General features: G+C 39.9%; 21 protein-coding genes and 1 other annotated feature. Of the genes, 9 read left to right on the forward strand and 12 right to left on the reverse strand.

The window, feature by feature from the left end; translation table 11 throughout:
- Nucleotides 1-284: 284 nt before the first annotated feature.
- The 3 genes from FN960_RS00515 to FN960_RS00525 form a co-directional block, all read right to left on the reverse strand.
- Nucleotides 285-1,571, reverse strand: a complete 1,287-nt coding sequence (locus FN960_RS00515) for a DUF6270 domain-containing protein (RefSeq protein WP_143846419.1) — start codon at nt 1,569-1,571, stop codon at nt 285-287.
- Nucleotides 1,572-1,664: 93 nt separating this feature from the next.
- Nucleotides 1,665-1,934 (reverse strand): hypothetical protein, encoded by a 270-nt coding sequence (locus FN960_RS00520; RefSeq protein ID WP_143846420.1) that lies wholly within the window; start codon nt 1,932-1,934, stop codon nt 1,665-1,667.
- Entirely contained in the window at nt 1,935-2,183 is a 249-nt protein-coding gene (locus FN960_RS00525) for a pyocin knob domain-containing protein (protein ID WP_143846421.1), read from the reverse strand. It abuts the gene before it with no gap.
- A 351-nt stretch (nt 2,184-2,534) separates the two neighbouring features.
- Between FN960_RS00525 and FN960_RS23115 the strand changes: the two genes are divergently transcribed.
- Nucleotides 2,535-2,864, forward strand: a complete 330-nt coding sequence (locus tag FN960_RS23115; protein ID WP_260681880.1) for a tyrosine-type recombinase/integrase — start codon at nt 2,535-2,537, stop codon at nt 2,862-2,864.
- Nucleotides 2,865-3,331: 467 nt separating this feature from the next.
- On the opposite strand, the gene tyrS is transcribed toward FN960_RS23115, so the two are convergent.
- Nucleotides 3,332-4,576, reverse strand: coding sequence for a tyrosine--tRNA ligase (tyrS, locus tag FN960_RS00535; RefSeq protein WP_143846422.1), 1,245 nt, complete (start codon nt 4,574-4,576; stop codon nt 3,332-3,334).
- A 53-nt stretch (nt 4,577-4,629) separates the two neighbouring features.
- Nucleotides 4,630-4,838: a binding site (T-box leader), on the reverse strand.
- A gap of 131 nt (nt 4,839-4,969) precedes the next feature.
- Here tyrS and FN960_RS00540 point away from each other — a divergent pair.
- From FN960_RS00540 to FN960_RS00555, 4 genes are all read left to right on the forward strand, one after another.
- Entirely contained in the window at nt 4,970-7,816 is a 2,847-nt protein-coding gene (locus FN960_RS00540) for a transglycosylase domain-containing protein (protein ID WP_143846423.1), read from the forward strand.
- Between the two features lie 702 nt (nt 7,817-8,518).
- The gene (locus FN960_RS00545; RefSeq protein WP_143846424.1) at nt 8,519-9,685 is read left to right on the forward strand and encodes a Gfo/Idh/MocA family protein; all 1,167 of its coding nucleotides are present in this window, start codon (nt 8,519-8,521) and stop codon (nt 9,683-9,685) included.
- 14 nt (nt 9,686-9,699) lie between these two features.
- The gene (locus FN960_RS00550) at nt 9,700-10,791 is read left to right on the forward strand and encodes a Gfo/Idh/MocA family protein (protein ID WP_143846425.1); all 1,092 of its coding nucleotides are present in this window, start codon (nt 9,700-9,702) and stop codon (nt 10,789-10,791) included.
- Nucleotides 10,788-11,618 (forward strand): AraC family transcriptional regulator, encoded by an 831-nt coding sequence (locus FN960_RS00555; RefSeq protein ID WP_143846426.1) that lies wholly within the window; start codon nt 10,788-10,790, stop codon nt 11,616-11,618. Before FN960_RS00550 ends, FN960_RS00555 begins: the two co-directional genes overlap by 4 nt.
- An 87-nt stretch (nt 11,619-11,705) precedes the next feature.
- On the opposite strand, the gene FN960_RS00560 is transcribed toward FN960_RS00555, so the two are convergent.
- Both FN960_RS00560 and acsA read right to left on the reverse strand, forming a co-directional pair.
- Entirely contained in the window at nt 11,706-12,458 is a 753-nt protein-coding gene (locus FN960_RS00560) for a sugar phosphate isomerase/epimerase family protein (protein WP_143846427.1), read from the reverse strand.
- Nucleotides 12,459-12,629: 171 nt separating this feature from the next.
- Nucleotides 12,630-14,345: an acetate--CoA ligase gene (acsA, locus tag FN960_RS00565; protein ID WP_143846428.1), complete on the reverse strand. Its 1,716-nt coding sequence runs from the start codon at nt 14,343-14,345 to the stop codon at nt 12,630-12,632.
- A 182-nt stretch (nt 14,346-14,527) separates the two neighbouring features.
- Here acsA and FN960_RS00570 point away from each other — a divergent pair, with 182 nt between their 5' ends.
- From FN960_RS00570 to FN960_RS00580, 3 genes are read left to right on the forward strand one after another with little or no spacing between them, the layout of a single operon-like run.
- Nucleotides 14,528-15,160, forward strand: a complete 633-nt coding sequence (locus FN960_RS00570; protein ID WP_143846429.1) for a GNAT family N-acetyltransferase — start codon at nt 14,528-14,530, stop codon at nt 15,158-15,160.
- A 26-nt stretch (nt 15,161-15,186) separates the two neighbouring features.
- A complete protein-coding gene (locus FN960_RS00575; protein WP_143846430.1) occupies nt 15,187-15,840 on the forward strand; it encodes a CBS and ACT domain-containing protein in 654 nt (217 codons plus the stop codon).
- Complete coding sequence (locus FN960_RS00580) at nt 15,827-17,023, forward strand: acetoin utilization protein AcuC (protein WP_143846431.1); 1,197 nt, start codon at nt 15,827-15,829, stop codon at nt 17,021-17,023. Before FN960_RS00575 ends, FN960_RS00580 begins: the two co-directional genes overlap by 14 nt.
- Nucleotides 17,024-17,095: 72 nt before the next feature.
- On the opposite strand, the gene FN960_RS00585 is transcribed toward FN960_RS00580, so the two are convergent.
- From FN960_RS00585 to FN960_RS00595, 3 genes are all read right to left on the reverse strand, one after another.
- Nucleotides 17,096-17,857: a 5'-methylthioadenosine/adenosylhomocysteine nucleosidase gene (locus FN960_RS00585; RefSeq protein ID WP_306461592.1), complete on the reverse strand. Its 762-nt coding sequence runs from the start codon at nt 17,855-17,857 to the stop codon at nt 17,096-17,098.
- The gene (gene ccpA, locus FN960_RS00590) at nt 17,826-18,830 is read right to left on the reverse strand and encodes a catabolite control protein A (RefSeq protein ID WP_143846432.1); all 1,005 of its coding nucleotides are present in this window, start codon (nt 18,828-18,830) and stop codon (nt 17,826-17,828) included. The genes FN960_RS00585 and ccpA overlap by 32 nt, the downstream gene beginning before the upstream one ends.
- A 277-nt stretch (nt 18,831-19,107) precedes the next feature.
- A complete protein-coding gene (locus tag FN960_RS00595; protein WP_143846433.1) occupies nt 19,108-20,181 on the reverse strand; it encodes a bifunctional 3-deoxy-7-phosphoheptulonate synthase/chorismate mutase in 1,074 nt (357 codons plus the stop codon).
- A gap of 198 nt (nt 20,182-20,379) precedes the next feature.
- Here FN960_RS00595 and FN960_RS00600 point away from each other — a divergent pair, with 198 nt between their 5' ends.
- Nucleotides 20,380-22,533 carry a cell division protein FtsA gene (locus FN960_RS00600; protein ID WP_143846434.1) on the forward strand — a complete coding sequence of 718 codons (2,154 nt, stop codon included), beginning with the start codon at nt 20,380-20,382 and terminating at the stop codon, nt 22,531-22,533.
- A 215-nt stretch (nt 22,534-22,748) separates the two neighbouring features.
- Here the strand turns inward: FN960_RS00600 and FN960_RS00605 are convergent, their stop codons facing one another.
- The 3 genes from FN960_RS00605 to murC form a co-directional block, all read right to left on the reverse strand.
- Nucleotides 22,749-23,195 carry a YtxH domain-containing protein gene (locus FN960_RS00605; protein ID WP_143846435.1) on the reverse strand — a complete coding sequence of 149 codons (447 nt, stop codon included), beginning with the start codon at nt 23,193-23,195 and terminating at the stop codon, nt 22,749-22,751.
- Between the two features lies 1 nt (nt 23,196).
- A complete protein-coding gene (locus tag FN960_RS00610) occupies nt 23,197-23,652 on the reverse strand; it encodes a DUF948 domain-containing protein (protein ID WP_143846436.1) in 456 nt (151 codons plus the stop codon).
- Between the two features lie 216 nt (nt 23,653-23,868).
- The gene (gene murC / locus FN960_RS00615; RefSeq protein WP_143846437.1) at nt 23,869-25,170 is read right to left on the reverse strand and encodes a UDP-N-acetylmuramate--L-alanine ligase; all 1,302 of its coding nucleotides are present in this window, start codon (nt 25,168-25,170) and stop codon (nt 23,869-23,871) included.
- Nucleotides 25,171-25,240: the final 70 nt, after the last annotated feature.

The raw sequence follows: 25,240 nt of genomic DNA on the forward strand, positions 1-25,240 counted from the left end.
ACTTCAACTTTTAAATCACACTCAAATCCCTTAATGTTGACCTCCCTAAAGGAGGGTTTTTTTAATTGATTAGAGTTGTTTTGTCTCTAAATATTTCAATATGATCACTTTCTGCGTTACTATAATACTCTTCCTTTGATTGATACTTCTTAATAAATGCAGGACTTCCATCTCCTTTATATAGATAACCAGTAACAGTACCATCCTCATTTTCTTTCATGCCAATAGTAACTGGATAATCATCTTTCCTTTTTTTCAGAGAAAAGTCACCGTCTTCAGATGTCTCAGTTTATAAGACTAAACTTAATATCCTTATATTCTATATTACCGTTCCTAACTAAGAATGGACCCATTTTCGCATATAATCCAGTTAACGGTTTTATTGTATGTTCAATCGTTATCCATTCGCCTTCTTGAATATCGTTCGGCAAATTAACGTAATCACTTTGAACGGAATCTTTCTCAGCTGTAAGGAATAACCTTCTAAACACCCTCACCGCAAATATTCTAGGATTTTTAATTAACTCTTTTTTGTTCACTCTACACTTAAACGATATTTTGTATTCGCGTTTGCCATTAGCTTCAATTTGCATGGCATTAGTCCAACATTGGAAGTATTTATCCTTATCAGCGTCAAGTGATTTTATCACCATACGCGGGTTGTTTGTTTCGTCATTCTCAACCTTGAATTCATCTCTCCAATATGACCAGTACGCTCTGCCTTCGCTGAAATCTCCATTAATAGCAAGGTTCATGTCATTATCCAGTGGCTTTGATAACTCTTTTTTCTCAAGAAGATCGTCCATGGCGATTTTTAATAACTTTTTATTAAAGTCGTAATAAAAATCATCAGTATAATGAACATAATGAGGACCCCATTTATGATCTCCGTTTGCTTTGTACTCAAAGTCTCCGTAATCTATATAGGCAGCTCCATGTTTCTCAATAACATATTGGTCCATTCTATTCCACATTTTATTCTTAAAATCAATGTCACCAATATAATCTCTAATCTGCGTTACAGATTTCAATTGACCTGTTTCGGAATCTTGATATTCATTCACAAAACGCGCCTTGTTAATAACGACTTTTGTGTGCGGGAGGTTAGTTTTGACGTAATCCATAAATGCATCTATACTATCTTTCCAAATTGAAAAATAGGTTTCTGGATCGTCTTCAATCTTTAACTTCATCCCAGTTACATTCTTTTCATATAAGTTAATATGCTTAGAATAATTATGTGTATTAGTTATGTAGGAGTCTCCATATTGGATGACGCCGGAAAATATATCTCCATAAAAATCTATTATTAAGTAATCGGTAGGTATTGTTTTAAGTCTCTCAAGTATTGTTTTATTAAGTTCTGTTATAAAGTGTTCTTTGTAGAAATATTCGAGCTTGCTACTATAGTCCTTTTCCTCAAATGGTATCTTATTAGCCATTAGAGAAATCATCGACATTTGATATTGATACACTTTCATATCAAAAAATTCCTTATAGTTTGGCACTATCGCTGAATTGAAATTATCTCTACTAAAGCAAGAGCCGATAATAGATGTAGTGATTTTCATGCATAACTCCCTTTTTACGTATTTTTACCAGAATTATAACATTAAATCGCTTGCTTCAAAAGAGGAAAAGAACCGCCATGAGGTGGCTCGTTGTTATTTTTTAAAGATTTTCACCCCTGTAGAAGGTGCTACATAAATATTACGGTTACCTCTGCTCGTATAGATTGTCACTACGTCCTTATGAGGCTTACCGATAATCTCATACTCTAGACCACCAAACGCCTTAGGAGTAAGACTCCAATCAGAGTTCTTAGCTACTGGTTGCACGTTGGTACGGTACGTTCTCCACGTAGCTGCAGTAGGCGGGAGAATCTCTGAATTAGTCAGATACCCATCTGAAGAAATACCATAAATTTGTATCATTTAATCCACCTTCCAATCTGACCATACTCCGTTTGCTCTTCTCCGAGACCTTTTTGGTTGAGTGGCATTCGGAGAAAATGCTTTTGCTTCTTGCAAGATAGTATCTTTATTCAGTTGATATTGATTAACAATCCAAGCTGTGATATTATCCGGTACATTCTTCGCTCCACTTTGAAAGATCCAGTAGTCACCTGATCCTGTTATCTGATTTGCATCTGTAACTACTTTCAGTAAAATTGTTTCATACATTGTTCAAGGTCGGGATTAATGCTGCTGTCGATGATGAGATACTTACGAGGAACCGATTTACGAAAATAACGATCAATCAAAGTAGTGAGTTAGACGAAGCTAAAACCAACTTTCTGTCTGCTGAGGAACTACATCAATTGTTATATTATGCAAAAGAAAACGAGAACATTACAGTGTACAGTATATTATTGCTAGCATATACAGGTTTGAGACGTGGCGAATGCTTCGGTCCTCAATGGAACAACATTGATTTCAAAGAAAAACGCTCACATTGGAGCGTACAAGAGATACTAAAGGTGTCCGCACACCTAAGACCAAGAACAGTTATAGAACCATTTCTATAGATTTGATATGCTCCTTAGTCAGCTTAAATTATACAAGACTTGGTGCAAACAGACAAAACTTTCTTACGGCAAGAAAATCAGTGAAAAGGATTTACTCATATCATATCAAACTGGCGACAAGTATTCAGGTTCGTACATTCTTTATGCACTGAGAAGGTGTATAAAACGAATAGGGATTAATAAAATCACTCCACACGGATTGCGACACACTCACGCTACTTTGTTAATCAACCAAGGTGTTGGAGTGAAATACATCGCTGAACGTTTAGGCAATACTCCGATGATGATTCTTGACATCTACGGCCATACGTTCAAAGATGTGAAAGAGAAATTGTAGAGATATTCAGTGCATCAATGAATGAGATTTCTAAAAAGTTTTCGGCTACTTTTTCGGCTAGTTCAAAAGAACAAGCCTGAAAACATTAATACATCAGGTCTTTTTCAATTCGTTCACTTCTACTCTCGTTAAGCTGTAATAAAAACCTCCGATCCAAAAGGATCGGAGGTTTTTTGTATAGTCTATGCTTGAGGAGTACTTACCAAGAACTTTTAGTAGCTTAGTAAGTCCGTTGTCCGCTTTACCAAGAACTTTTGACTCATTACAAAGAACTAAGGTGCTTTGGCAAGAACTTTGTGCATTTTTTCAAGAGCCTTGAGCAAGTTACCAAGGGAAAGTCTCCTTACCAAGAGCTCAGTACACTTTAATAAGAGCTTTTAAGATTTTACCAAGAAGCCCTTCCGACCTTACCCAAAATTCCTTAAAGACCAAACAAAAAAACGGACCAAAGTCCGTTTTCCCATTCTCTAAAGTGTCAACTTAGCAAACTTCCTCTTCCCAACCTGCACAATCAATCCATCCTGAATCGTAATCTCCGCTTTAATATCAGAAACCTTTTCTTCATTAATCTTCACGCCACCATTTTGAATCATCCGACGCGCTTCTCCTTTTGAAGGAAGTAGCTTTAATTCTGCGACTAGATCAATGACGCCAATTTGTTCAGGTCCTTCCCACTTAATAACTGGCATATCATCAGGTAGGGAATTCTTTTGGAACACCGTTTCAAAATATGAACGCGCTTCTTTCGCTGCCTCTTGCCCATGGTACATTTCTACAAGCTTACTACCGAGGTTCATCTTTGCATCTCTTGGGTGAATCTTGCCTTCAGCCAAGCCTTTTTCCAGCACCTCCACCTCTTCAATTGGAAGATCGGTTGCTAGTCGGAAATATTTCACCATTAACTCATCAGGAATGGACATGGATTTACCAAAGATCTCATTTGGTGCTTCATCAATTCCGATATAGTTGTTTAGAGACTTAGACATCTTTCTAACTCCGTCCAGTCCTTCTATTAATGGAAGGGTCATGGCCACCTGTTTATCTTGACCATAGGCGTCCTGGAGCTGCCTACCCATTAAGAGATTAAACTTCTGATCCGTGCCTCCTACCTCAATATCTGATTCCATCGCAACAGAGTCGTAACCTTGCATCAATGGGTAGAAAAATTCATGGATGGAAATAGGCTGCTGTGATTTGTATCGTTTTTCAAAGTCATCACGTTCAAGCAAACGTGCAACTGTTAAATTACTTGCCAGCTTAATGACATCTTCAAAGTTAAGCTTTTTGAGCCACTCTGAATTGTACATTAATGTGACCTTCTCCATGTCTAAAACCTTACTATACTGCTCAACATATGTTTTTGCATTTTCAGTTACCTGCTCATCTGTTAATGCTTTTCTTGTTTCAGATTTGCCTGTCGGATCACCTATACGACCAGTAAAGTCACCAATTAAAAGCTGAATCGTATGGCCAAACTCCTGGAATTGACGCAGCTTATGCAACACAACGGTGTGGCCGATGTGTACATCTGGAGCTGAAGGGTCCATCCCTAATTTTATCTTTAAAGGAGTCCCTGTAACGACAGAGTGCTCAATCTTTTCACGGAAGGCGTGCTCGGGCGTAATTTCTACGACTCCTCGCATTAATTCCTTTACTTGTGTATCAACCAACTGTTTTTGTTCTGGTGTTAATGTCTGCTTTGTCTCTGCCATCAATAGCCCTCCAAAAGTTATCTCTTTTTAAACACAAAAAAACTCCTCCCTAAAAAAGGGACGAGGTTATCGCGGTACCACCCTTGTTGAAAAGCAACGATGCTTTTCCCACTCAGTATATAACGGTATTTACCGTTCTTTGCAATGCAAAGAATAAGCTCCAGGCTGTAATTCTCTCAACACCTCGTACTGGCTTGCACCGTCCGCCAGTTCTCTAAGAAACGATATGTGCTGAAATACTGCGACCCTTCCACGCATGTGTCTTCATTTAGTTGTTACAGTTTTAACACAAACCTGTGACATAGTCAATATTTAACGAAAACCTTTCTGGAAAGCATTTCATCTACATGAAAGCTGTGCTATACTATTGCTGATTATTTAGGGAGGTATGTTATGTCCATGTTTTCTCAAATTAAAGAGAGAATACACGTATTGTATAAAAAACTAGATGACATTCAACTATTCCGCAAAATAGGGATCACCTACCAAGTGTTCTGGAACCTATTTTTGCTTTTTATTGTGTTCGCATTAATGTCTATGTTCTTTGTCGGCGGTACAGCGGCCGGCTACTTTGCGTCACTCGTTCAAGATGAACCCCTTCAAAATTCCGAAGAAATGACGACAAAGATACACAATTATGAAGAAACCAGTCAGGTATTCTTTGCTGGTGATACGTATATGGGAGAATTACCTTCCGATTTAGAGCGTCATCAAGTGGCTCTTGACGACATTTCAGACTATGTAAAGCAAGCTATTATTGCTACAGAAGATGAATATTTCTATGAGCATGAAGGTATTGTTCCAAAAGCCATTATGAGAGCGACGTACCAGGAATTTGCAAACTCCTCTACTCAAACGGGAGGAAGTACCTTAACCCAGCAGCTTATCAAGCAGCAAATTCTTTCAAGTGAAGTTTCGTTTGATCGTAAGGCAACTGAGATTTTGTTGGCCATGCGTTTGGAGCATTTTATGAGCAAGGAAGACATTCTAGAAGCTTATTTAAATGTTGTTCCTTTTGGTCGTAATGCATCAGGCAATCAAATTGCTGGTGTTCAATCAGCTGCTACTGGAATATTTGGTGTAGAAGCGAAGGACTTGAACTTGGCACAATCTGCTTTTATTGCAGGTCTGCCACAAAGTCCATTTGGGTATACTCCATTCCTATCAAGCGGCGAGGTAAAGGCATCAATTGATCCAGCCCTTAACCGTATGCGCACAGTACTAAGTCGTATGCAGTCGGAAGGATATATCTCGGAAGAAGAAATGCAAGAAGCCTTAGACTATGATATACAGGCTAATTTTACAGATCGCACTCCGCCTATCACGGAGAAATACCAATACTTAACATACGAAATTATGAGTCGTGCTACGCCTATTATTGCCGAAGCGAAAATGGCAGCGGATGAAGTGAACTTAGATGATATGAGTGATGCCAAACGTAATGAAACGGCACAAGAATACACCGCTGCTGCAGCACATGATTTATCTAATAACGGGTATCGTATTCATACAACAATTGATCAGGATATTTATGATGCGATGCAGGATGCTGTGAAAGATAATAGTCTTTTTGGTCCGGAAAAAGAAGGCGAAAATGAAGAAGTTGGAGCCGTTCTCCAAGATAATAAAACAGGAGCCATTATTGGATTTGTAGGTGGTCGTGAAGAAGGCAATCAAGACAAACAATTTAATCATGCGACTCAAGCAAAAAGACAAACAGGATCAACGATGAAGCCTTTACTTGGTTATGCACCCGCTATGGAAATTGGATCCACACAGCCTGGTATTGTTATACCAGACACTCCAATGAATTATTCATCAAGTGGTGACCCTATTAGAAACTTTGATCACGGTTATAAAGGGCTTCAATCCGCAAGAAAGTCCCTTGCTCAGTCAAGAAACGTGCCTGCAGTTCGAGCGGCTAACAGTGTTCAACATGATGCTGCAAGAGAAACGTTGCAAAGACTTGGTATTCCTGTTCAAGATGGTGCGCCTTTTGAATCTACCGTTCTTGGAACAATAGATATGACTGTTGAAGAGAATACTAACGCTTATTCTACCTTTGGCAATGGCGGAAAACGCGTTGAGTCTTATATGATTGATCGCATTGAAACTGCGGATGGAGACATCGTGTTTGAGCATGAAGAGAAGGAAACGGATGTTTTTACTGTCGAGACCAATTATTTAACGCTTGATATGATGAGGGATGTCCTAAAATCTGGTGGTACGGCAAGCAGTGTACCAGGAAATTTGAACTTCTCTGCTGATTGGGCAGGCAAAACAGGAACTACACAAAATACAAGAGATTCATGGTTTGTGGCTACCAATCCAAATGTCACATTAGGTGTATGGATAGGGTACGACTCAAACCACTCTATTACACAAACAGTAAATGGCTTGCGATATGGTCCCAGAAACCAAAAAATCTGGTCTAACATCGCCAATGCCGCGTATGGGGTTAACGCTGAGCTTATGGCTCCTTCCAACTCCTTCAGTCAACCAGAGGGTGTTGTCTCAAGAAAAATCTGTAGCTTAACTGGAACTGCTCCATCAAAGGCTTGTGAAGAAGCTGGTTTAGTTACAACAGATCTGTTTAATAAAAAGTTTCTACCTAACTCAAGTGATGACTTAAAATCAGAGCGTTATGTGACAATTAACGGCAAAAACTACAAAGCACGTTCACAAACACCTGAAGAATTTACAGAAAGAGGCATTTCCCTCTCTGGAGACCTCTTTAACATAGGTGACATCTCTTCCTACCTACCTGATTCTGTATCAGGTATTGTAAGCGACCAGGAGGCTCCTGATGATGGCAGTACACCTGGCAAGGTTTCTGGTGTATCACTAAGTGGTAGCTCATTATCTTGGTCTAAGCATGGTGCAAGTGATATTGTTGGGTACAGAGTCTACCGTGCCGATAATGGAAGTGACAACTTCAAAGTTGTTCAATCAGTAAAGGGAAATGAGTCAACAAGTGCTGATGTGAATGATGGCAAGTACGCTTATTATGTGACCGCAGTTGATTCTGTTGGAAATGAATCCGATGCTTCTGACATCGCCAAAGGTAACGATTGGCTGTCAAAAGACGAAGAGGAACAGAAGAAGAAAGAAGAAGACGATGCTCAATCAGATGAAGACGAACAAGGAGATTCAGATTCAGATTCAGACGATGATTCAGATGAAGATGAGCAGGATAACACAGATGATGATGATAATGATGAAGAATCAGATGACGATTAATATCAAAGCTGCTAGACTTCTTTAGCAGCGGGAAGCGACCCGCGTTCATTGGAAAGCAGAGTGTATTTACTAAGCATAGCCTCACTCTCCCCTATTAAATAACATAGAAGAGCTTGGGACATTAATGCAAAAATCGCCTTAGAAACCGAACAAATAATTAAAATATTACTTGAGCCGCTACAATTATGAATAGAGGGTAAGGTCATCATCAAATGACTTTACTCTCTATTTTCTTTTTCAGTTTGAAGTAAAAAAATTTATCCAGATATAAAATTGAATTCGAATGAAAATTGAGAAGGTTGTTAAATAAAAAAATGAGAGCATAAATCATCGTAGGAGATATAAGAAGACTCCTGGAGGAGCAAGGAGAGGCCACTGAAAAACGATCTTTATAAGACTGGTAACGTTCTTCAATGTTTAAGTCAGAACGTTAGCGGAAGGAGAACCCGTAGACTCCTGCGGAACAGAACGCGTCTGAAGACATCGAAGGGGTGGTTTTCCACTTCGAGGGCTGAGGCCGTTCCCGCGGAAAGCGTAGGGTTCTCCTGTAGCGGCGCCACTCAGCTCATTCTTTCATGACTTTTTCAATGGCCTCAGACAACAATGAGGTATAAATGACTCTCTGGTTTCATCAATTAGGGGGAAGCGTAACAAGGTTAAATCCGTTATACTGAACACTATACACTGATTGGAGTTGATTGAATGAGTGATGAAGTTAGGATAGGCGTCATTGGTGTCGGTAACATGGGCATGGTTCATGCCGATTACCTTTTAAAGGGAAGTATTAAAGGCGCCGTGTTAACGGCCATTCTGGAAAAAAGAACGAGTCGGATTGACGAGATTAGTCATCATTTCGACGGAAAAAATGTAAACGTTTTCTCTGATGAAAATGCCTTTTTTGAATCTGGAACTGTGGACGCCGTCATTATTGCTACACCTCACTACAGTCACCCATCACTTGCCATTCGAGCCTTTGAGCATGGTATACATGTATTAGTAGAGAAGCCTGCTGGTGTATACACAAAGCAAGTGCGTGAGATGAATGAGGAAGCGCAAAAGCATCAACTGGTTTTTTCAATAATGTATAACCAACGTATGAATCCCATTTATCAAAAATTACGAGAGCTCATTCAAGATGGCGAATTAGGTGGTATTAGAAGAATTAATTGGATTATCACTGATTGGTACCGTACTCAGAGCTACTATGATTCAAGTAGCTGGCGTGCCACCTGGGAAGGTGAAGGCGGAGGCGTTCTTATTAATCAATGTCCACATCAATTGGATCTTATGTATTGGTTGACCGGACAGTTGCCAGAACGAATTCGAGCCTTCTGTCATTTCGGTAAGTACCGCGATATTGAAGTAGAAGATGACGTCACCGCCTATGCCGAATATGAAAATGGCGCAACCGCCGTCTTCGTTACAACAACTGGTGAAGCTCCAGGAACAAATCGCCTTGAGATCACTGGTGAGAACGGCAAGGTGGTTGTTGAGAATAACAAACTATCCTTCTGGAGACTAAGAATGTCGGAGCCTGAATTTAATCAAAGCTATACGGGTGGATTTGGTGCACCTGAAACATGGAAATGCGAGATTCCAATTGAGGGTCCAAATACGGGGCATGCTGGTATCACCCAAAACTTTATTGAAGCTATTTTACATCAAAAATCATTAGTCGCTCCTGGGGAACAGGGGATTAATGGGTTAACATTATCAAACGCTATGCAACTATCCACGTGGATCGACAATTGGGTCTCCTTGCCTCTTGATGAAGATTTGTATCTTGAGCATTTGAACACCAGGAAAGATCAATCTACCGTTAAAAAAAGTGTCGTTGAAAAGTCGTTAGATGTTAAAGGAACTCATTAAAGGGGGAAATGATAATGACAAATAGTGATGGAATGAATTACGCACCTAAAGGAAAACCCGCCCATGTAGTAGAACCTGGAGAATTTCTATTTGCTGCCGTAGCTCTTGATCATGGTCATATTTATGGTATGTGCCATGGTTTAATTGAAGCTGGTGCTACCTTAACAAAAGTATACGATCCAGACCCAGAAAAACTGAAAAAGTTCCAAAAGGAATTTCCCGATGTTGAACTTGCTCAAAGCGAACTAGACATACTGGAAGACCCTTCTATTCAGCTTGTCGCTGCTGCTGCTATTCCTAACAAACGAAGTGAGCTCGGTAACCGCGTGATGCAGCATGGCAAGGACTATTTCACAGATAAAACACCTTTTACGACGCTCGAGCAGCTTGAGGAAACAAAACGTATCACAAAAGAGACACAGCAAAAATATATGGTCTATTACAGCGAGAGGTTGCACGTTGAATCTGCTATTTTTGCTGGTCAGCTTGTAGAGCAAGGTGCGATTGGTGAGGTTATTCAGGTAACTGGCTTTGGTCCTCATCGATTAAATAAAGACTATCGTCCAGACTGGTTCTTCAAAAAAGAACAGTATGGTGGCATTTTATGTGATATTGGAAGTCATCAAATCGAACAGTTTTTGTTTTATACGGGAAATAAGGATGCCGAAGTTCTTCATAGTAAGGTGGCTCACTATAATTGCGAGGACTATCCAGAGCTTGAGGACTATGGGGATGCCACATTAGTAGGTGAAAACGGAGCTACCCACTATTTTAGAGTAGATTGGTACACTCCTGATGGGTTAGGTACTTGGGGGGATGGTCGACTTTTCCTCACAGGAACAAAAGGAACGATCGAGATTCGTAAGTATACAGATGTAGCTAAAGAGGGATCAGGTGGTAACCATGTATACCTTGTAAATGATGACGGTGAACAACACTTCGCTGTTTCCGGAAAAGTTGGCTTTCCTTTCTTCGGGGAACTTATTCTTGATTGCATTCATCGAACCGAAAATGCAATGACTCAAGAGCATGCTTTTAAAGCAGCTGAACTATGCCTTCTTTCCCAGCAGCAGGCGCAAGTCATTAGACCTACTGCACGCGTATGACGCAGTTTCATTTATCCATAAACTATGCCGAGGATAAGAAAGTAAAATCAGACTTCCACTCTCACCAAGCAGCTGAACTATTTTATTTCCATAAGGGAAAATGCACGTATTTAATTGGAGATCGTATTCTTCCGTTGTCATCGGGTAGTGTCATCCTTATGAATGGGATGACACTACATCGACCTAAATTGTTTGAGGGTAGTCCTTATATAAGGACCACCATTCACTTCAATCAGCCATATTATTCGGAGATACTTACTCCAATGGGGATGCCACAGCTTGTGGATCCCTTCAAACAGCTCTCATTTATTCATTTAGCCTTCCAAGATGAGGAACAGTCTACACTTGAATCTTATTTAGTAAAGATGAATGAATTGCAACAATCAGAAACTGAAATGGATAACTTTAAGTTTCAATTATCCTTTATGGAGTTACTCACTTTTCTTTATCCGTACTGCCAAAATCCACTTCAAGACTCTATCCGACCTCAATCTGATAAAGAAAAACATGTTCAAAAAGTGATCTCATACATTGAGACGCATTATCAAAGAGACTTTCACTTAGACATTCTTGAATCAGAGCTGCACCTGAGTAAATATTATTTATCTAAAATTTTTAAAGAAGTAACCGGGGTCACCATTTTCAAATATCTTCTGCAGAAAAGAATTAATCAGGCTAAAGTCAGTTTAACGCTTGAGCCAGAACAGAGTATTACTGATTTAAGCTATCAGCACGGGTTCAAGTATCCATCTCATTTTTCAAGGATATTCAAGCAATTAACGGGTGAGACGCCTGAATATTATAGAAAACAGCTAATGAGTGGGTAGTTGGCTAAGATTTATAAAGAATGTAAAAGAGCTTGTTGGCAATGGTATCATTGTCGACAAGCTCTTCATTATGGACGTAAGTACGTCTCAGACTTTCATCTGGTTTAGATAAACTAAACTCATTTCGAGACTTCGCATTGGATCTCTTTCACATTGATCCTGCTCAACGATATACCATTCTACTCCAGATTGCTCTCCCCACTCAATGATTGGCAGAAAGTCAATTTGTCCCTGACCGATTTCTGCAAAGGTTTGTCGATGGTCGTTTGTCATATCCTTTAGATGAAGTAATGGCATGCGCTTGGCGTATGGTCGAATAAACGAAACGGGATTAAGTCCTGCCTTTTTTACCCAATATACGTCAATCTCTGCGTAGATTAGGTTGTCAGGTGTAGGCTCTAGCAAATACTCTAAAGCAGACTGCCCTTCATCCATTACTACATCAAACTCAAAATCATGATTATGATAGCTAATCCGATAGCTACTTGCTTGTTTAGCCCATTTGTTTAGCTTGTGCTTTATTTCGGTATAGCCTTCTTTCGTACGAGTGGATTCTGGGAGAAATGGACAGACAATATCCTTTGTTTGGTATAGATTTACTTCCTCTATTACTCCTTCAAGATCCTTTTCTAAACGCTGAAGAGATACATGCATACCTGCTGCTTTGAGATTATATTCTTGAAGCCATGCTGCAAGCTCTTGCGGATCATAGCCCTCTGGCAATGCAGAAAGCTGCACACCTGGCCAGCCCATTTGTTTCAGCTCTGCCAGCACAGGCTTAATGCCTCTCTTCATTTCTTCTCTTAACGTAAATAGCTGAGCAGCTGTTTTATGTATCATATTATCTCCTCCCGACATTCTCTGGACTATTTAGTACAAGAGGACAGCTAATGTTTGATTTCTTCTCCGTCCCTTCCAAAACCTGTCCTGCCTCTTAACAAAGAAAAGCCGAACAATTATGTGTTAGATTAACACCATTCGTTCGACTTTCCCTCTAGCTAACACACTTATCTAGTCCTCCATAGTTGATAGATCACCCGTTGGCAAATCTAGCTCCCATGCTTTGAGCACACGTCTCATGATTTTACCGCTTCTAGTCTTCGGTAATCCTTTTCTAAATTCAATTTCTCGTGGCGCTGCATGAGCAGAAAGACCTTGCTTCACAAATGTACGAATTTCTTCCTTTAACTCATCAGAGACATCATAACCGTCGCGTAAGGCAACAAATGCTTTGATGATCTCTCCACGCACAGGGTCTGGCTTTCCAATCACTCCGGCTTCTGCAATAGCAGGATGCTCAATAAGCTTACTCTCTACTTCAAATGGCCCAACTCTCTCACCAGAGGTCATAATGACATCGTCAATGCGCCCTTGAAACCAGAAATAACCGTCCTCATCCATATAAGCTGAATCTCCAGAGATATACCAGCCTTCAAGTTCAAAATAGCTATTAAATTTCTCTGGGTTGTTCCAGATTTGTCTCATCATAGATGGCCAGCCTTTACTAATCGCTAGATTACCCATTCTGTTTGGTGGCAGCTCATTACCCCTATCATCAATTATCGCAGCTTTAATACCTGGTATCGGTTTACCCATAGAACCTGGACGTACCTCTTCCGATGGATAATTACAAATAAGCTGAGCTCCTGTTTCGGTCATCCACCATGTATCGTGAATTCGTTTATTAAAGACCTTTGATCCCCAGCGAATGACTTCTGGATTCAGTGGTTCTCCTACACTTAAAATGTGTCGTAGATGGGTTAAATCGTAGCGTTTAACGACTTCATCCCCTGCACTCATCAGCATTCTGAAAGCCGTTGGGGCACTGTACCACACGGTTACATTGTATTTATCAAGTGTTGAATACCAGTCATCCGGGCTGAAGCGGCCCCCTCTGACAATATTGGTTACGCCAGCAAGCCAAGGAGCAAATATTCCATAGGATGTACCTGTTACCCAGCCTGGATCAGCTGTACACCAGTAAACGTCATCATCCTTTAGATCAAGCACCCACTTAGCCGTTTGATAATGCTGAACCATAGCATTATGGACATGTAGTACGCCTTTTGGTTTTCCAGTAGACCCTGACGTGTAATGTAAAATTAACCCGTCCTCACGATCGACCCACTCTATCTCAAGCTCGTCAGAAGCCGACTCAAGATGAGTATTAAAGTTAATAAATGCACCATCATCCGTATGATTTGGATCTACAATTAAAACCTTCTTCAAATCAGGGAGATCCTCAAAAGGAACTCGCTCTAGCAATAGGGGAGTCGTTACTAAGACCTTTGCTCCACTATCCTCAAGGCGATCGCGAACGGCACCTTCCATAAAGGCTTCAAAAAGGGGCCCCACAATTGCACCAAGCTTAATAGCACCAAACAGCGCAAAATAAAGCTCGGGTGAACGAGGCATAAAAATAAAAACACGATCTCCTTTTTTGACTCCAGCATCTTTTAAAACATTACCAGCTTTATTGGATTGTCTTTTCATCTGTTCAAATGTATAAGATTCTTCTCTCTGTTTATCACTATAGTGAAGGGCAACTTGACTCGCTTTCTCTCCCTCTGCAAAACGATCAATCGCTTCAAATGCAAGGTTCACTTTCCCAGTCTCACTCCAAGTAAACTCTTTCTCAACAGAGCCCCAATCAAAGCTTTCGTATTCTTTTTTATAGTTTTCTAGATTGTAAGTTCCATTTTCAGGTGGAAGCGCTTGCATTTTCATGAGTTCTCTTCCTTTCTGTAATGAATTAACATCAGTATAATATACATAATTGATTTATACAAACAGAAAGAAAACGCTGATTCTTTTTAAGAAAAAGCAAGTTATCTTCTATTCATCCCTGCAAGTATGTTAGATTTGTGTATAATGAACGTATTAGCCTGACAAAGGTGAGTGACGAACATATGATTCATACAAAAAGCTACCATTCAACAACCATCCCCTACGAAGGAAGATCTTTATTACTTGAAGGCCCAATTAGCAGTGGGAAATTATCCTCTTATCAGTTTCATAGTGGTCTGGAATCATTCCGTCCAGCTGAGAAACAGAAGGAGGCCTTAATTGAAATTGCTGATTTACCTGAGGGCAGAATTAATGTTGTAGTAGATGATCAAACCGTTGTAGGCTATGTTACCTTCTTATACCCCGATCCGATGGAAAGGTGGTCTGAAGGAAACATGGAGAATTTACTTGAGTTAGGTGCCATAGAAATTGCATCAGCTTATCGTGGCATTTCTGCGGGGAAAAACCTTATTAAGCTATCTATGCTTGACCCAGCAATGGAAGATTATATTATTATTACAACTGAATATTATTGGCATTGGGACTTAAAAGGAAGTGGGTTAGATGTTTGGGAATATCGAAAAGTCATGGAAAAAATGATGGGAAGTGGCGGACTTGAGTGGTTTGCTACAGATGATCCTGAAATCAGCTCTCATCCTGCCAACTGTCTAATGGCCCGAATTGGCACCAATGTTGACCAAAAGTCCGTGCAACAATTTGATCAACTACGCTTTCATAACCGTTTTATGTATTAAAATAGGACACTAAGGAGGCAGGTCATATGAAAGTAAAAGATATTATGCAAAGAAATGTCATCACACTTTCTGCAAACCATACAATTGGAGAGGCACTGCAGCTGCTTGAGAAAAATAGAATTAGACACATCCCTATTTTAGGGGCAAATAATGAAATTGAAGGTATTGTATCCGATCGAGATATTAGAGATGCCAGACCCTCTATATTTGAAGAACAAACGGATGGAACGGAGCTGAATCGACCGTTGTCTACCGTTATGTCCACGAATATTATTACGGCAGAACCAGACGATTTAGTACAGGAAGTCGCCTCTGTCTTCTATCTATATCACATTGGCTGCTTGCCAATTACCGAAGAAGACCGCTTAGTTGGTATGGTGACAGAAACAGAGCTTCTTCATACGTTTGTTGAGTTAATGGGTGCAGACCAGCCGAGTACTCAGATTGATGTAGAAGTAGATAATAGTCCAGGTCAGCTAGCCTCTATTGCCTTAATCTTCAAAGAATTCGACATAAACATTCATAGTGTCATGGTCTATCCATCGACATCAGAACAGACAAAAATTTTGCTTTTTAGAGCACAGACGATAGATGCCAGACAGGTTATTCAAGCCATTCAAAACGCTGGATTTAAAGTCAAAGGTCCCGATTTACACGGAGAACTCCATGAAAACAGCTGAAGCTGCTTTTATCTATTCAAGCGAGGAGCACCTATATCACTTTCATGAAAAACACCCCTTTAATCCGCGTCGATTAAGGCTAACCATGGATTTATTACAGTATAGTGGTGCCTTGGATCAATCAATGATTCTTAAACCTCGTTATGCAACGGACCAAGAATTAGCTTTAGTACACGATCAAGCGTTTATTGAAGCGGTAAAACAGGCTGGGTGCGGTCGCTTAGTAGAAGAGCAAGCCCGTAACTATGGCATAGGTACGGATGATACTCCTTTTTTTGAAGGAATGCATGAGGCTGCCTCCTTACTAGTCGGTGGAACCTTAACAGCGGTTGATGCGGTTATGAACGGATCCTATTCACATGCTCTACACCTTGCTGGAGGACTACATCATGGATTTAAAGGCAAAGCTTCAGGCTTCTGTATCTATAATGATTCGGCCATTGCTATCGAATACTTAAAGCAAAACTATCAGGCAAGAGTGCTTTATGTTGACACAGATGCACACCACGGTGACGGGGTTCAATGGTGTTTTTATGATGATCCTGATGTGTTCACACTTAGTATTCATGAAACGGGTCGCTACTTATTTCCTGGCACCGGCAGTGTAACAGAAAAAGGAGCAGGTGCAGGCTACGGAATGAAATTAAACATACCTCTTGAGGCGTTTACAGAGGATGAGTCGTTTTTAGAAAGCTATGAAACGACCTTCAGAGAAGTCGTAGAATTCTTTCGACCAGATGTGATCATAACTCAGAACGGAGCAGATTCACACTACCTCGATCCATTAACACATCTGCATACCTCATTAAAAAGCTTCCACGCCATTCCAAAGCTAGCACATGAATTAGCTCATACCTATTGCAATGGCCGCTGGGTAGCGGTTGGTGGTGGCGGCTATGATCATTGGCGCGTAGTACCTAGAGCTTGGGGAAGCATTTGGCTTGAAATGACCGAACAAACAGACATTCTAAATCAACCAATACCCCAAATGTGGCATGAAGCATGGAAGGAACAGGCTGAAGAATTACTACCTTCTGTTTGGCATGATCCTGAGGATATGCTTCCTATCGTGCCTAGAAAACCGATTATTACCACACGAAATCAGCAGACGGTTGAGAAGGCTTTATATTATATTCGAAATGAAAAAAAATCACTGCGTACACCTATCAATGAAAAAAGATAAAGCAAAAGGATATGCGATAACAAAAAATCCGATCACAATGTACATTGTGATCGGATTTTTGCTTTGTGTCTTTTATATCTTATTATAATCATTCCAGCTACTTAGCATTTCCATGACAAGTATATGTGATTGCTTACTTGCAAGCTCGGTAAACTCAGTAAAGCTCATAGAGGCTTGCTCGTTAGCATTATCAGAAATTGCTCGAATAATCACAAATGGGATTTCACTCATTGTAGCCACTTGTGCTACTGCAGCCCCTTCCATTTCAACACAAGCACCTGTAAATTCATCATAAAGTGTTTGCGCTGTATGTAAGTCTGCAATAAATTGATCCCCGCTTAATATTCTTCCTTTTAAGATCCTACAGGAAAGAATTCTTTCTGCTGATCTAAAAGCAAGCTCTACTAAACCGCTATCTGCTTGAAAAATAGAGGAAGTAGATTGCATTGGAATTTGTCCCTTAGGAAAACCAAGTGCTGTTGCATCCATATCATGCTGCATAGCGCTTGATGAAATCACCATATCTCCAACCTGTAAGCTCTTATCTAATGCCCCAGCAATTCCAGTAAAAAGGATATGAGACACCTCAAACGCATCAATCAAAATTTGAGTAGTCACGGCAGCATTTACCTTACCAACGCCAGAGCGACAAAGGACAACAGAACTGCCATTTATCTCACCAATATAAAACGTAATACCTGCCCGTTCTTCTGTACTTTCCATCTGTAGCTCTGAACGAAGCTGGCGAATCTCCTCATCCATTGCGCCAATTAATCCAATTCGTTTCCCCATCATAAACTGATTAATTGCTCTTTGTGGATTGTCTAAATTCAATTCGATGCGGCAATTGAACCGTGTGATCAGCAACTTCTTCTTTGTTCATAAACTTTGTAAGTAATCGCATAGAAACAGCACCAATATCATACATAGGCTGAACAACTGTTGTGAGTGTTGGACGAACCATTACAGATAATCTTGTGTTATCAAAACCGATGACATCAAAATCATCTGGTACGTGATAGCCTTTATCCTGTGCCCCATGAATAACACCAAGAGCCATTTCGTCTGATGATGCAAAAATAGCAGTAGGCATTTCTTTCATTCCTACAAATGATTCCATCGCTTCAATTCCGGAATCATATGTATAATCACCAAGAACAATTAAATCTTCATCAAATGTAATCTGATGCTTGTCCAGTGCAGAACGATAACCGGCAAACTTTTGGTAGCCATTAATCGGATCATCTAAAGATCCACTTAACATACCAATTCTTGTGTGCCCCTTTTCTATTAACATGGATATCGCATCCTCAGCAGCTTGCTTATAGTCAATGTTAACAGATGGGAACGTCTGCTCTTGATCAAGAGTTGCTGCTAGAACAATTGGAACCGGTGAACGCTTAAACTGAATCGCATGCTCTTCAGTAATTTCGCCACCCATGTAAACAATACCATCCACTTGCTTTTCTAGTAGGGTATTAATCAAATGAATTTCTTTTTCTTTGTTCTGATCTGAATTACAAAGAATGATATTATACTTATACATCGTTGCAATATCTTCTATGCCTCTAGCAAGTTCAGAGAAAAAGATGCTAGAAATGTCAGGAATGATTACCCCAACTGTTGTTGTTCTTTTGCTTGCAAGCCCTCTAGCGACAGCATTTGGACGATAACCTAATCGTTCAATGGCTTCTAGTACTTTCTTCCTGGTTGTAGGCTTAACATTTGGGTTACCGTTCACTACTCGTGATACAGTGGCCATGGATACGCCTGCTTCTCTTGCTACATCATAAATCGTTGTATTCACATTGATCCTCCTCATGACATACTTTACCTAGTTTGTACTGTTATCATACGCTACAAATCAGGCTTCTGCAATGTCTTTCGCATTTATTCGACAATATCTGAGAATTCCTACATTATTTAAGAGGTATAACACTACCTGTACTATTTTACTCTAGTATTCCCTTGATTCGTGCAATATATGCTTGTATTCTCCAAAAAGAGTATTCATTCATTTTAATTCTCACTTATAGGAAAAGCAACCCACTTCTATCGAAGGGGTTGCCTGTAAATATTCCTTATTATTTATATAATCCAGATTCTTTTAATTGATCAATAAATGAATGGAACGTAGGAATATCCATTTGCTGAGCAGAGTCAGATAATGCAACAGCAGGATCAGGGTGTACCTCAGCCATTACAGCATCAGCTCCAATAGCAAGTGCTGCCTTAGCAGTCGGTAGTAACAAATCTCTTCTTCCCGTAGAGTGTGTAACATCTACTAAGACAGGAAGATGTGTTTCCTGCTTAAGAATAGGTACAGCCGAGATATCTAGAGTATTACGTGTTGCTTTCTCGTATGTGCGAATACCACGCTCGCACAGCATAATTTGACTATTACCTTTTGAAACAATGTATTCAGCAGCATGGATAAATTCTTCAATCGTTGCAGATAGCCCACGCTTGAGTAGGACAGGCTTGTTAACAGACCCCGCAGCCTTAAGAAGCTCAAAGTTCTGCATATTACGAGCACCAATCTGAATGACATCAATGTATTCAACCGCAGTTTCAATGTCAGATGGGCTAACAATTTCACTAATAACGACCATATCTTGTTCTTCTGCTACACGCTTTAAAATTTGTAGACCTTCAAGTCCCAAACCCTGAAAATCATATGGGGACGTTCTTGGCTTAAATGCGCCGCCTCGTAATAATTTTAGTCCTCTTTCTTTCATTGCTTTAGCGACAGCTGTTACTTGCTCATAGCTCTCAACAGCGCAAGGTCCCATGATTAGGCGCTGCTGCCCATCTCCAATCAGTTCGCCTCCTAAATCTACGATCGTATTATTCTGCTGTTTTTTTCTTGAGACTAGAAGAGCCTTACTATTATCATCTTCTTGAAGCTCTAAACCAGCTTTAAAGATTTGTTTAAATAAATGTTGAAGTGTACTTGTTTCAAATGGACCTTCATTGTGCTCTGCAATGTGGTCAAGCATTTTCCGCTCTCTAACCGGATCAAACCGATTAACACCCGACTCACGCTTTACAGATCCTATTTTTTGTACTAAACCTGCACGCTGATTTATTAAAGCAAGTAGTTTTAAATTCACATCATCTAGCTCAGACCTTAACTGTTCCAGTTGTTCATTACTCATACCATACTCCACTCCTCACAAAAATATGTTCTCTTTAACTAGGTTTCATTATAAAGGATGTTATTCCGAATGTCACGACATTTCTCTTTATTTCTTAGACGCTTTTAAGCGCTAAAGTGTTTCTTATTTATTTATACCTTTTATCGCCTTTTTCTAGTAAAATAGCAGTAGGCTAAATGAAAGGTAATAGGTGACAGCATGGCAATCGACTCTCCAACATTATTTGCTTTGGACATTGGAACTCGTTCTGTGGTTGGGCTCTTGCTAAGAGAGAATGGCGACCAGCATGAACTTATTGATATTGAAGTGATTGAACATCAAGAGCGTTCTATGCTTGATGGTCAGATACATAATATACCTTCTGTAGCGGCAGTGATTGCCGAGGTCAAGGAACGATTGGAAAAAAGACATCATCCATTGCATCGAGCTTGCGTGGCCGCTGCAGGGCGATCGTTATTAACGAAACGAGCCTCCTATGCCATTAGTCTTGATGAGCATGTACTTGAGACACGTGAAGATCTTTTAAACCTTGAACTTAGTGCAGTGAGCCAAGCCCAATATCAATTATCTCTTGAATCTGAGGATCAAATGACTTCAAGATATGATTGTGTAGGGTATTCAGTGTTAGAATACCGCTTGGATGGATCTTCAATTGGAAGTCTATTGCAACAAAATGGGAAACAAGCTGAGATTGAAGTGATCGCGACTTTTTTACCAAAAGTTGTTGTTGAGTCTCTTCTTTCTGCCTTGCATAAAGTAGACTTGCAGCTAGAAGCACTCACACTTGAACCAATCGCTGCCATTGATGTTCTTATTCCAACCTCTATGCGGCGTTTAAATGTCGCCTTAGTTGATATTGGGGCTGGAACATCTGATATTGCACTTACAGCCGAGGGAACGGTCCAGGCATATGGCATGGTTCCAATCGCTGGCGATGAAATTACAGAAGCGTTAAGTGACTATTATCTTCTCGATTTTCCTGAAGCCGAAAAGATTAAAAGACTTTCCCTTGAAACACAAAAGATTTCAGTAACAGATATTCTTGGTCACACTAAGGATTATACAAGTGAGGAATTATTTGATCCAATCAAACCAGCTATTCAATCGATAGCGATGTCGATCGCTGATGAGATCCTTCGTTTAAATGGTAAACCACCAAAAGCCGTGATGCTAGTTGGTGGAGGCAGTCAGACACCCTTTCTTACTGAGATGTTGGCTGATTCACTCAACCTTCCAAAAGAACGAGTGGCTGTCCGTGGCATAGAAGCGATACAGAATTTCTCTGCTTTAAACGAAGAGCTTATAGGTCCAGAGCTAGTAACGCCTGTAGGTATCGCCATTGCAGCAAAACAAAATCCAATTCACTATGTAAGTGTGAATGTAAATGGACGTGTACTCCGTCTATTTGACGCAAAAAAATTAACGATCGGAGACGCGTTTGTATCTGCAGGTATCGACGTCGTGAAACAATATGGGAAGCCCGGTATGGCTATTGTTGTTGAAGTAAATGACAAGCTCATAACCATTCCTGGTTTTCATGGTAAAGCTCCACAAATCACAAAAAATGGAGTTCCTGCCCTCATAACGGATTCGATATCTGAAGGGGATCACTTAATTATTAAACCTGGCCAGAACGGGACAGAGCCTGAGGCAACCATTGGCGATATCATTGATCAATCCTCTACTATCACATGTTATATAAATGGAAACCCTGTTGAGATTGCTACAGTTATTACAAGAAATCAAGAGCGTGTCGATCGTAATCAGAAGCTTCAGGATCGCGATACAATTAAAGTACAAGCTCTCTCTTCGGTAAAGGATTTGCTGCAGAATGCGAATATAGACCCTAGATGGTTTACGTCCATATCTGTTGACGTTAATCATAAAACGACATCAGTAACCAAACAACACACGTCTCTTTTAGTAAATGGGCGATCAGCTACATTAGAACAAACGCTTGCTCAAGGCGATCGTGTGGATGTCCACCATCCGAGCACAGGTGAGACACATTTCCTTGCGGCTGATATTTACGAGGCGTTAGGATCGCTTCAACAGTCACTTGACGTCACATTTAACGAAAAACCATTAAGCTTAACCAGAAGTTCAATCGAGCTTTACCGAGGAAGTGAGAAGCTATCAGCATCAGCTACTATTCATCCACATGATGTTCTAACAACACAAACAGCTAAATTAGAGCCTTTTATTATTCAAGATCTATTTGCGATAGCGGACATTACCATTCCAGTTGGGTCTAAACAAACCTTTAAGCTAACAATAAATCAATCTCCTGCTGAATTTATTAGTCCACTTAGTCAAGGCGACAGAGTGGAACTCACATTTGTATCGATATAAATAACCAGGCAAAGATCTCACCAAGCTAAATACAGTTTAGGGAGCTGGCTAAATTGGAGAGCATCTAAAGAAGGGGTCTCCACAAGATAAATAAACCTAAAAGAAGAACGGTCCCATGATAAGGACCGTTCTTCTTTTGTTTATAGCAGAAGAATTCAAGCCAGCCAAAAGAATAATTAGTGGCAAACGTAGAATTCTTCCAATTAGATTTTTCATTAAAAGTTTTTCTTTTCCTCTTCAAATTTCTTCTCTAAATCATCTACCTCTGATTTAACCGTTTCTGATACTTTTGAGCCTGATTCTTTAAGTTCCCCAGTTAAATCCTCTGTTAAAGCAGACAAATCTTCCTTTGTACTATCTGCTTCATTTTTGACAGTTGAGGCGACTTCTTTCACTTTATCTGCCACTTGATTTGATTGTTCAGATACAGTTTTAGCAATGTTTGAAGATTTTTCTTTAGCGATAGATGCCCATTCATTACCCTTATCGTAGGCAGATGAAGTAATTTCAGACGTTTTGGTTTTAGCAATCTGTGCTTGTTCACCTAGATCATTACGTAATTCCTTTCCGGATTTAGGTGCAAGGAATAACGCTGTTGTCGCTCCAACAATTCCTCCAATTAATGTACCAATCAGAAAGTCCTTCGTATTCATATCTCCCATGTTAATTTCCTCCTTGAGTTTTTATTGGTTCGTCGAGATGCTGCTTTCTTAGCTTAAACTTTGTATACAAATCAAGGGCTGTTGTCCCCCAATTTACAGCTTTTGCAATGTTTTCAGACTGCTCACCCACTTGAGTGGTAACGGAATTAGACACCTGTTTAATTGACTGATTAAACTGTGTCACTGATTGACCTAAGTCCTTAACAGATGTAAATAATGAGTTCACTGATTCCGTTTTTTGCTGAATGTCATCAGCAAGTCGATTTGTTTTATTCAGTAATTGCTCAGTCTCGATTGTGATTCCATTTAATTGCTTCTCCAGATTCGCCACCGTATTCGCTGTATGCTCCAAAGTACGATTGGCTGAACGTAACGTTCTGACAAGAAAAATAACTAAAACAGCAAATGCCACTGCAGCAATTAAGGCACTTATGTATAACAGTATTGCCCAATCCATGATTATCCCTCCTTCATACTCAAAGAATTACCCAAAATAAAATAAATTAAAACATATGTATTTGGATATATATTCGGCAGTTTTCTTAGATTCCCTTTACCTTATTCATATTATGGCTTTTTTTTATTAAATAAATCAACCTTTGTGTACAGAAAAGAATCTTTCCCAACTAAAAAAAGAGCAAAGAAAACTTGGTTTCTTTACTCTCATCACATTTTATTGCTGAACAAGATGTTCATATCTTTTTTGGAATTTCTGAATATCCCCAGCACCCATAAACAACAGCACACTTGAAGAATGCTTTGCTAGGACTGACACCTCATCCTCGTGTAATACTTCTGATTGCGGAACAAGCTGCTGCAAGTGCTCAATCGTTAAGCTCCCTTTATCCTCACGTGCCGAACCAAAAATATCACATAAATAAACAGCATCTGCTTTAGACAAAGCCGAAGCAAATTCGTCTAAGAATGTCTTCGTTCGAGTAAAGGTATGGGGTTGAAAAATTGCCACTACTTCACGCTCTGGATGCTTTTTTCTAGCTGCTTCTATTGTGACAGCTATTTCTGTAGGATGATGAGCATAATCATCAATTAATATTTGCTCACCAAAATGCTGTTCGCTAAATCTGCGTTTCACACCATCAAATGTTTGTAGGTGAGCAGCCAATGCTTCTGCTGAAACACCCTCATAATGACAGATAGCAATTACCGACAGTGCATTTAATACACTGTGGTTTCCGAATCCAGGAATGGTGAATGTTCCGTATAAGCTGTTACGAACATACACATCAAAAGTAGTTCCGTTTTCACTGCTCACTACATTATGTGCCTGAAAATCGTTATGGTCTTTGAAACCATAATATACAACAGGTACATTTGCATGGATTCTCTGAAGATGTTCGTCATCTCCACATGCAATGATCGCCTTTTTAACTTGCTTAGCCATTTCCTGAAAAGCATCAAACACATCGTCAATTCCAGAAAAATAATCAGGATGATCAAAGTCAATATTAGTCATCACACAATAATCAGGTTGATAGTTCAAAAAGTGACGACGGTACTCGCACGCCTCAAATACAAAGTATTTAGAGTCTTCTTCGCCCTTCCCTGTTCCATCACCAATCAAATAAGACACTGGATACACAGAGCCTAAGACATGTGATAGCAAGCCTGTTGTCGATGTCTTTCCATGTGAGCCTGTCACCGCCACACTAGTAAACTGATGGATGAATCGTCCAAGAAAGGTGGGGTATTCTTCAACCGCTATTCCTCTTTTTGCAGCCTCCTGCAGCTCAACATGCTCCTCATTATAGGCAGCTGATACAATGATTTGTTGATTTTCTTTTATGTTTGCTTTATCAAATGGTAAAAGAGGAATGCCTTTTTTTTCAAGAGGTTTTTGAGTAAAAAATGTTTTATCTACATCAGAACCCTGTACATTGAAATTCATATCATGCAATACTTGAGCTAAGGCACTCATTCCTGAACCTTTTATTCCTACAAAATGATAATTGCTCATAGGTAAGCCTCCCTGCTGCCTCTCACCATATACAAACTGAATCTAAGCAGAAGGTGAGAATAAGCATTCA

The organism is Alkalicoccobacillus porphyridii (genome assembly GCF_007293315.1).
GTDB lineage: Bacteria > Bacillota > Bacilli > Bacillales > Bacillaceae_D > Alkalicoccobacillus > Alkalicoccobacillus porphyridii.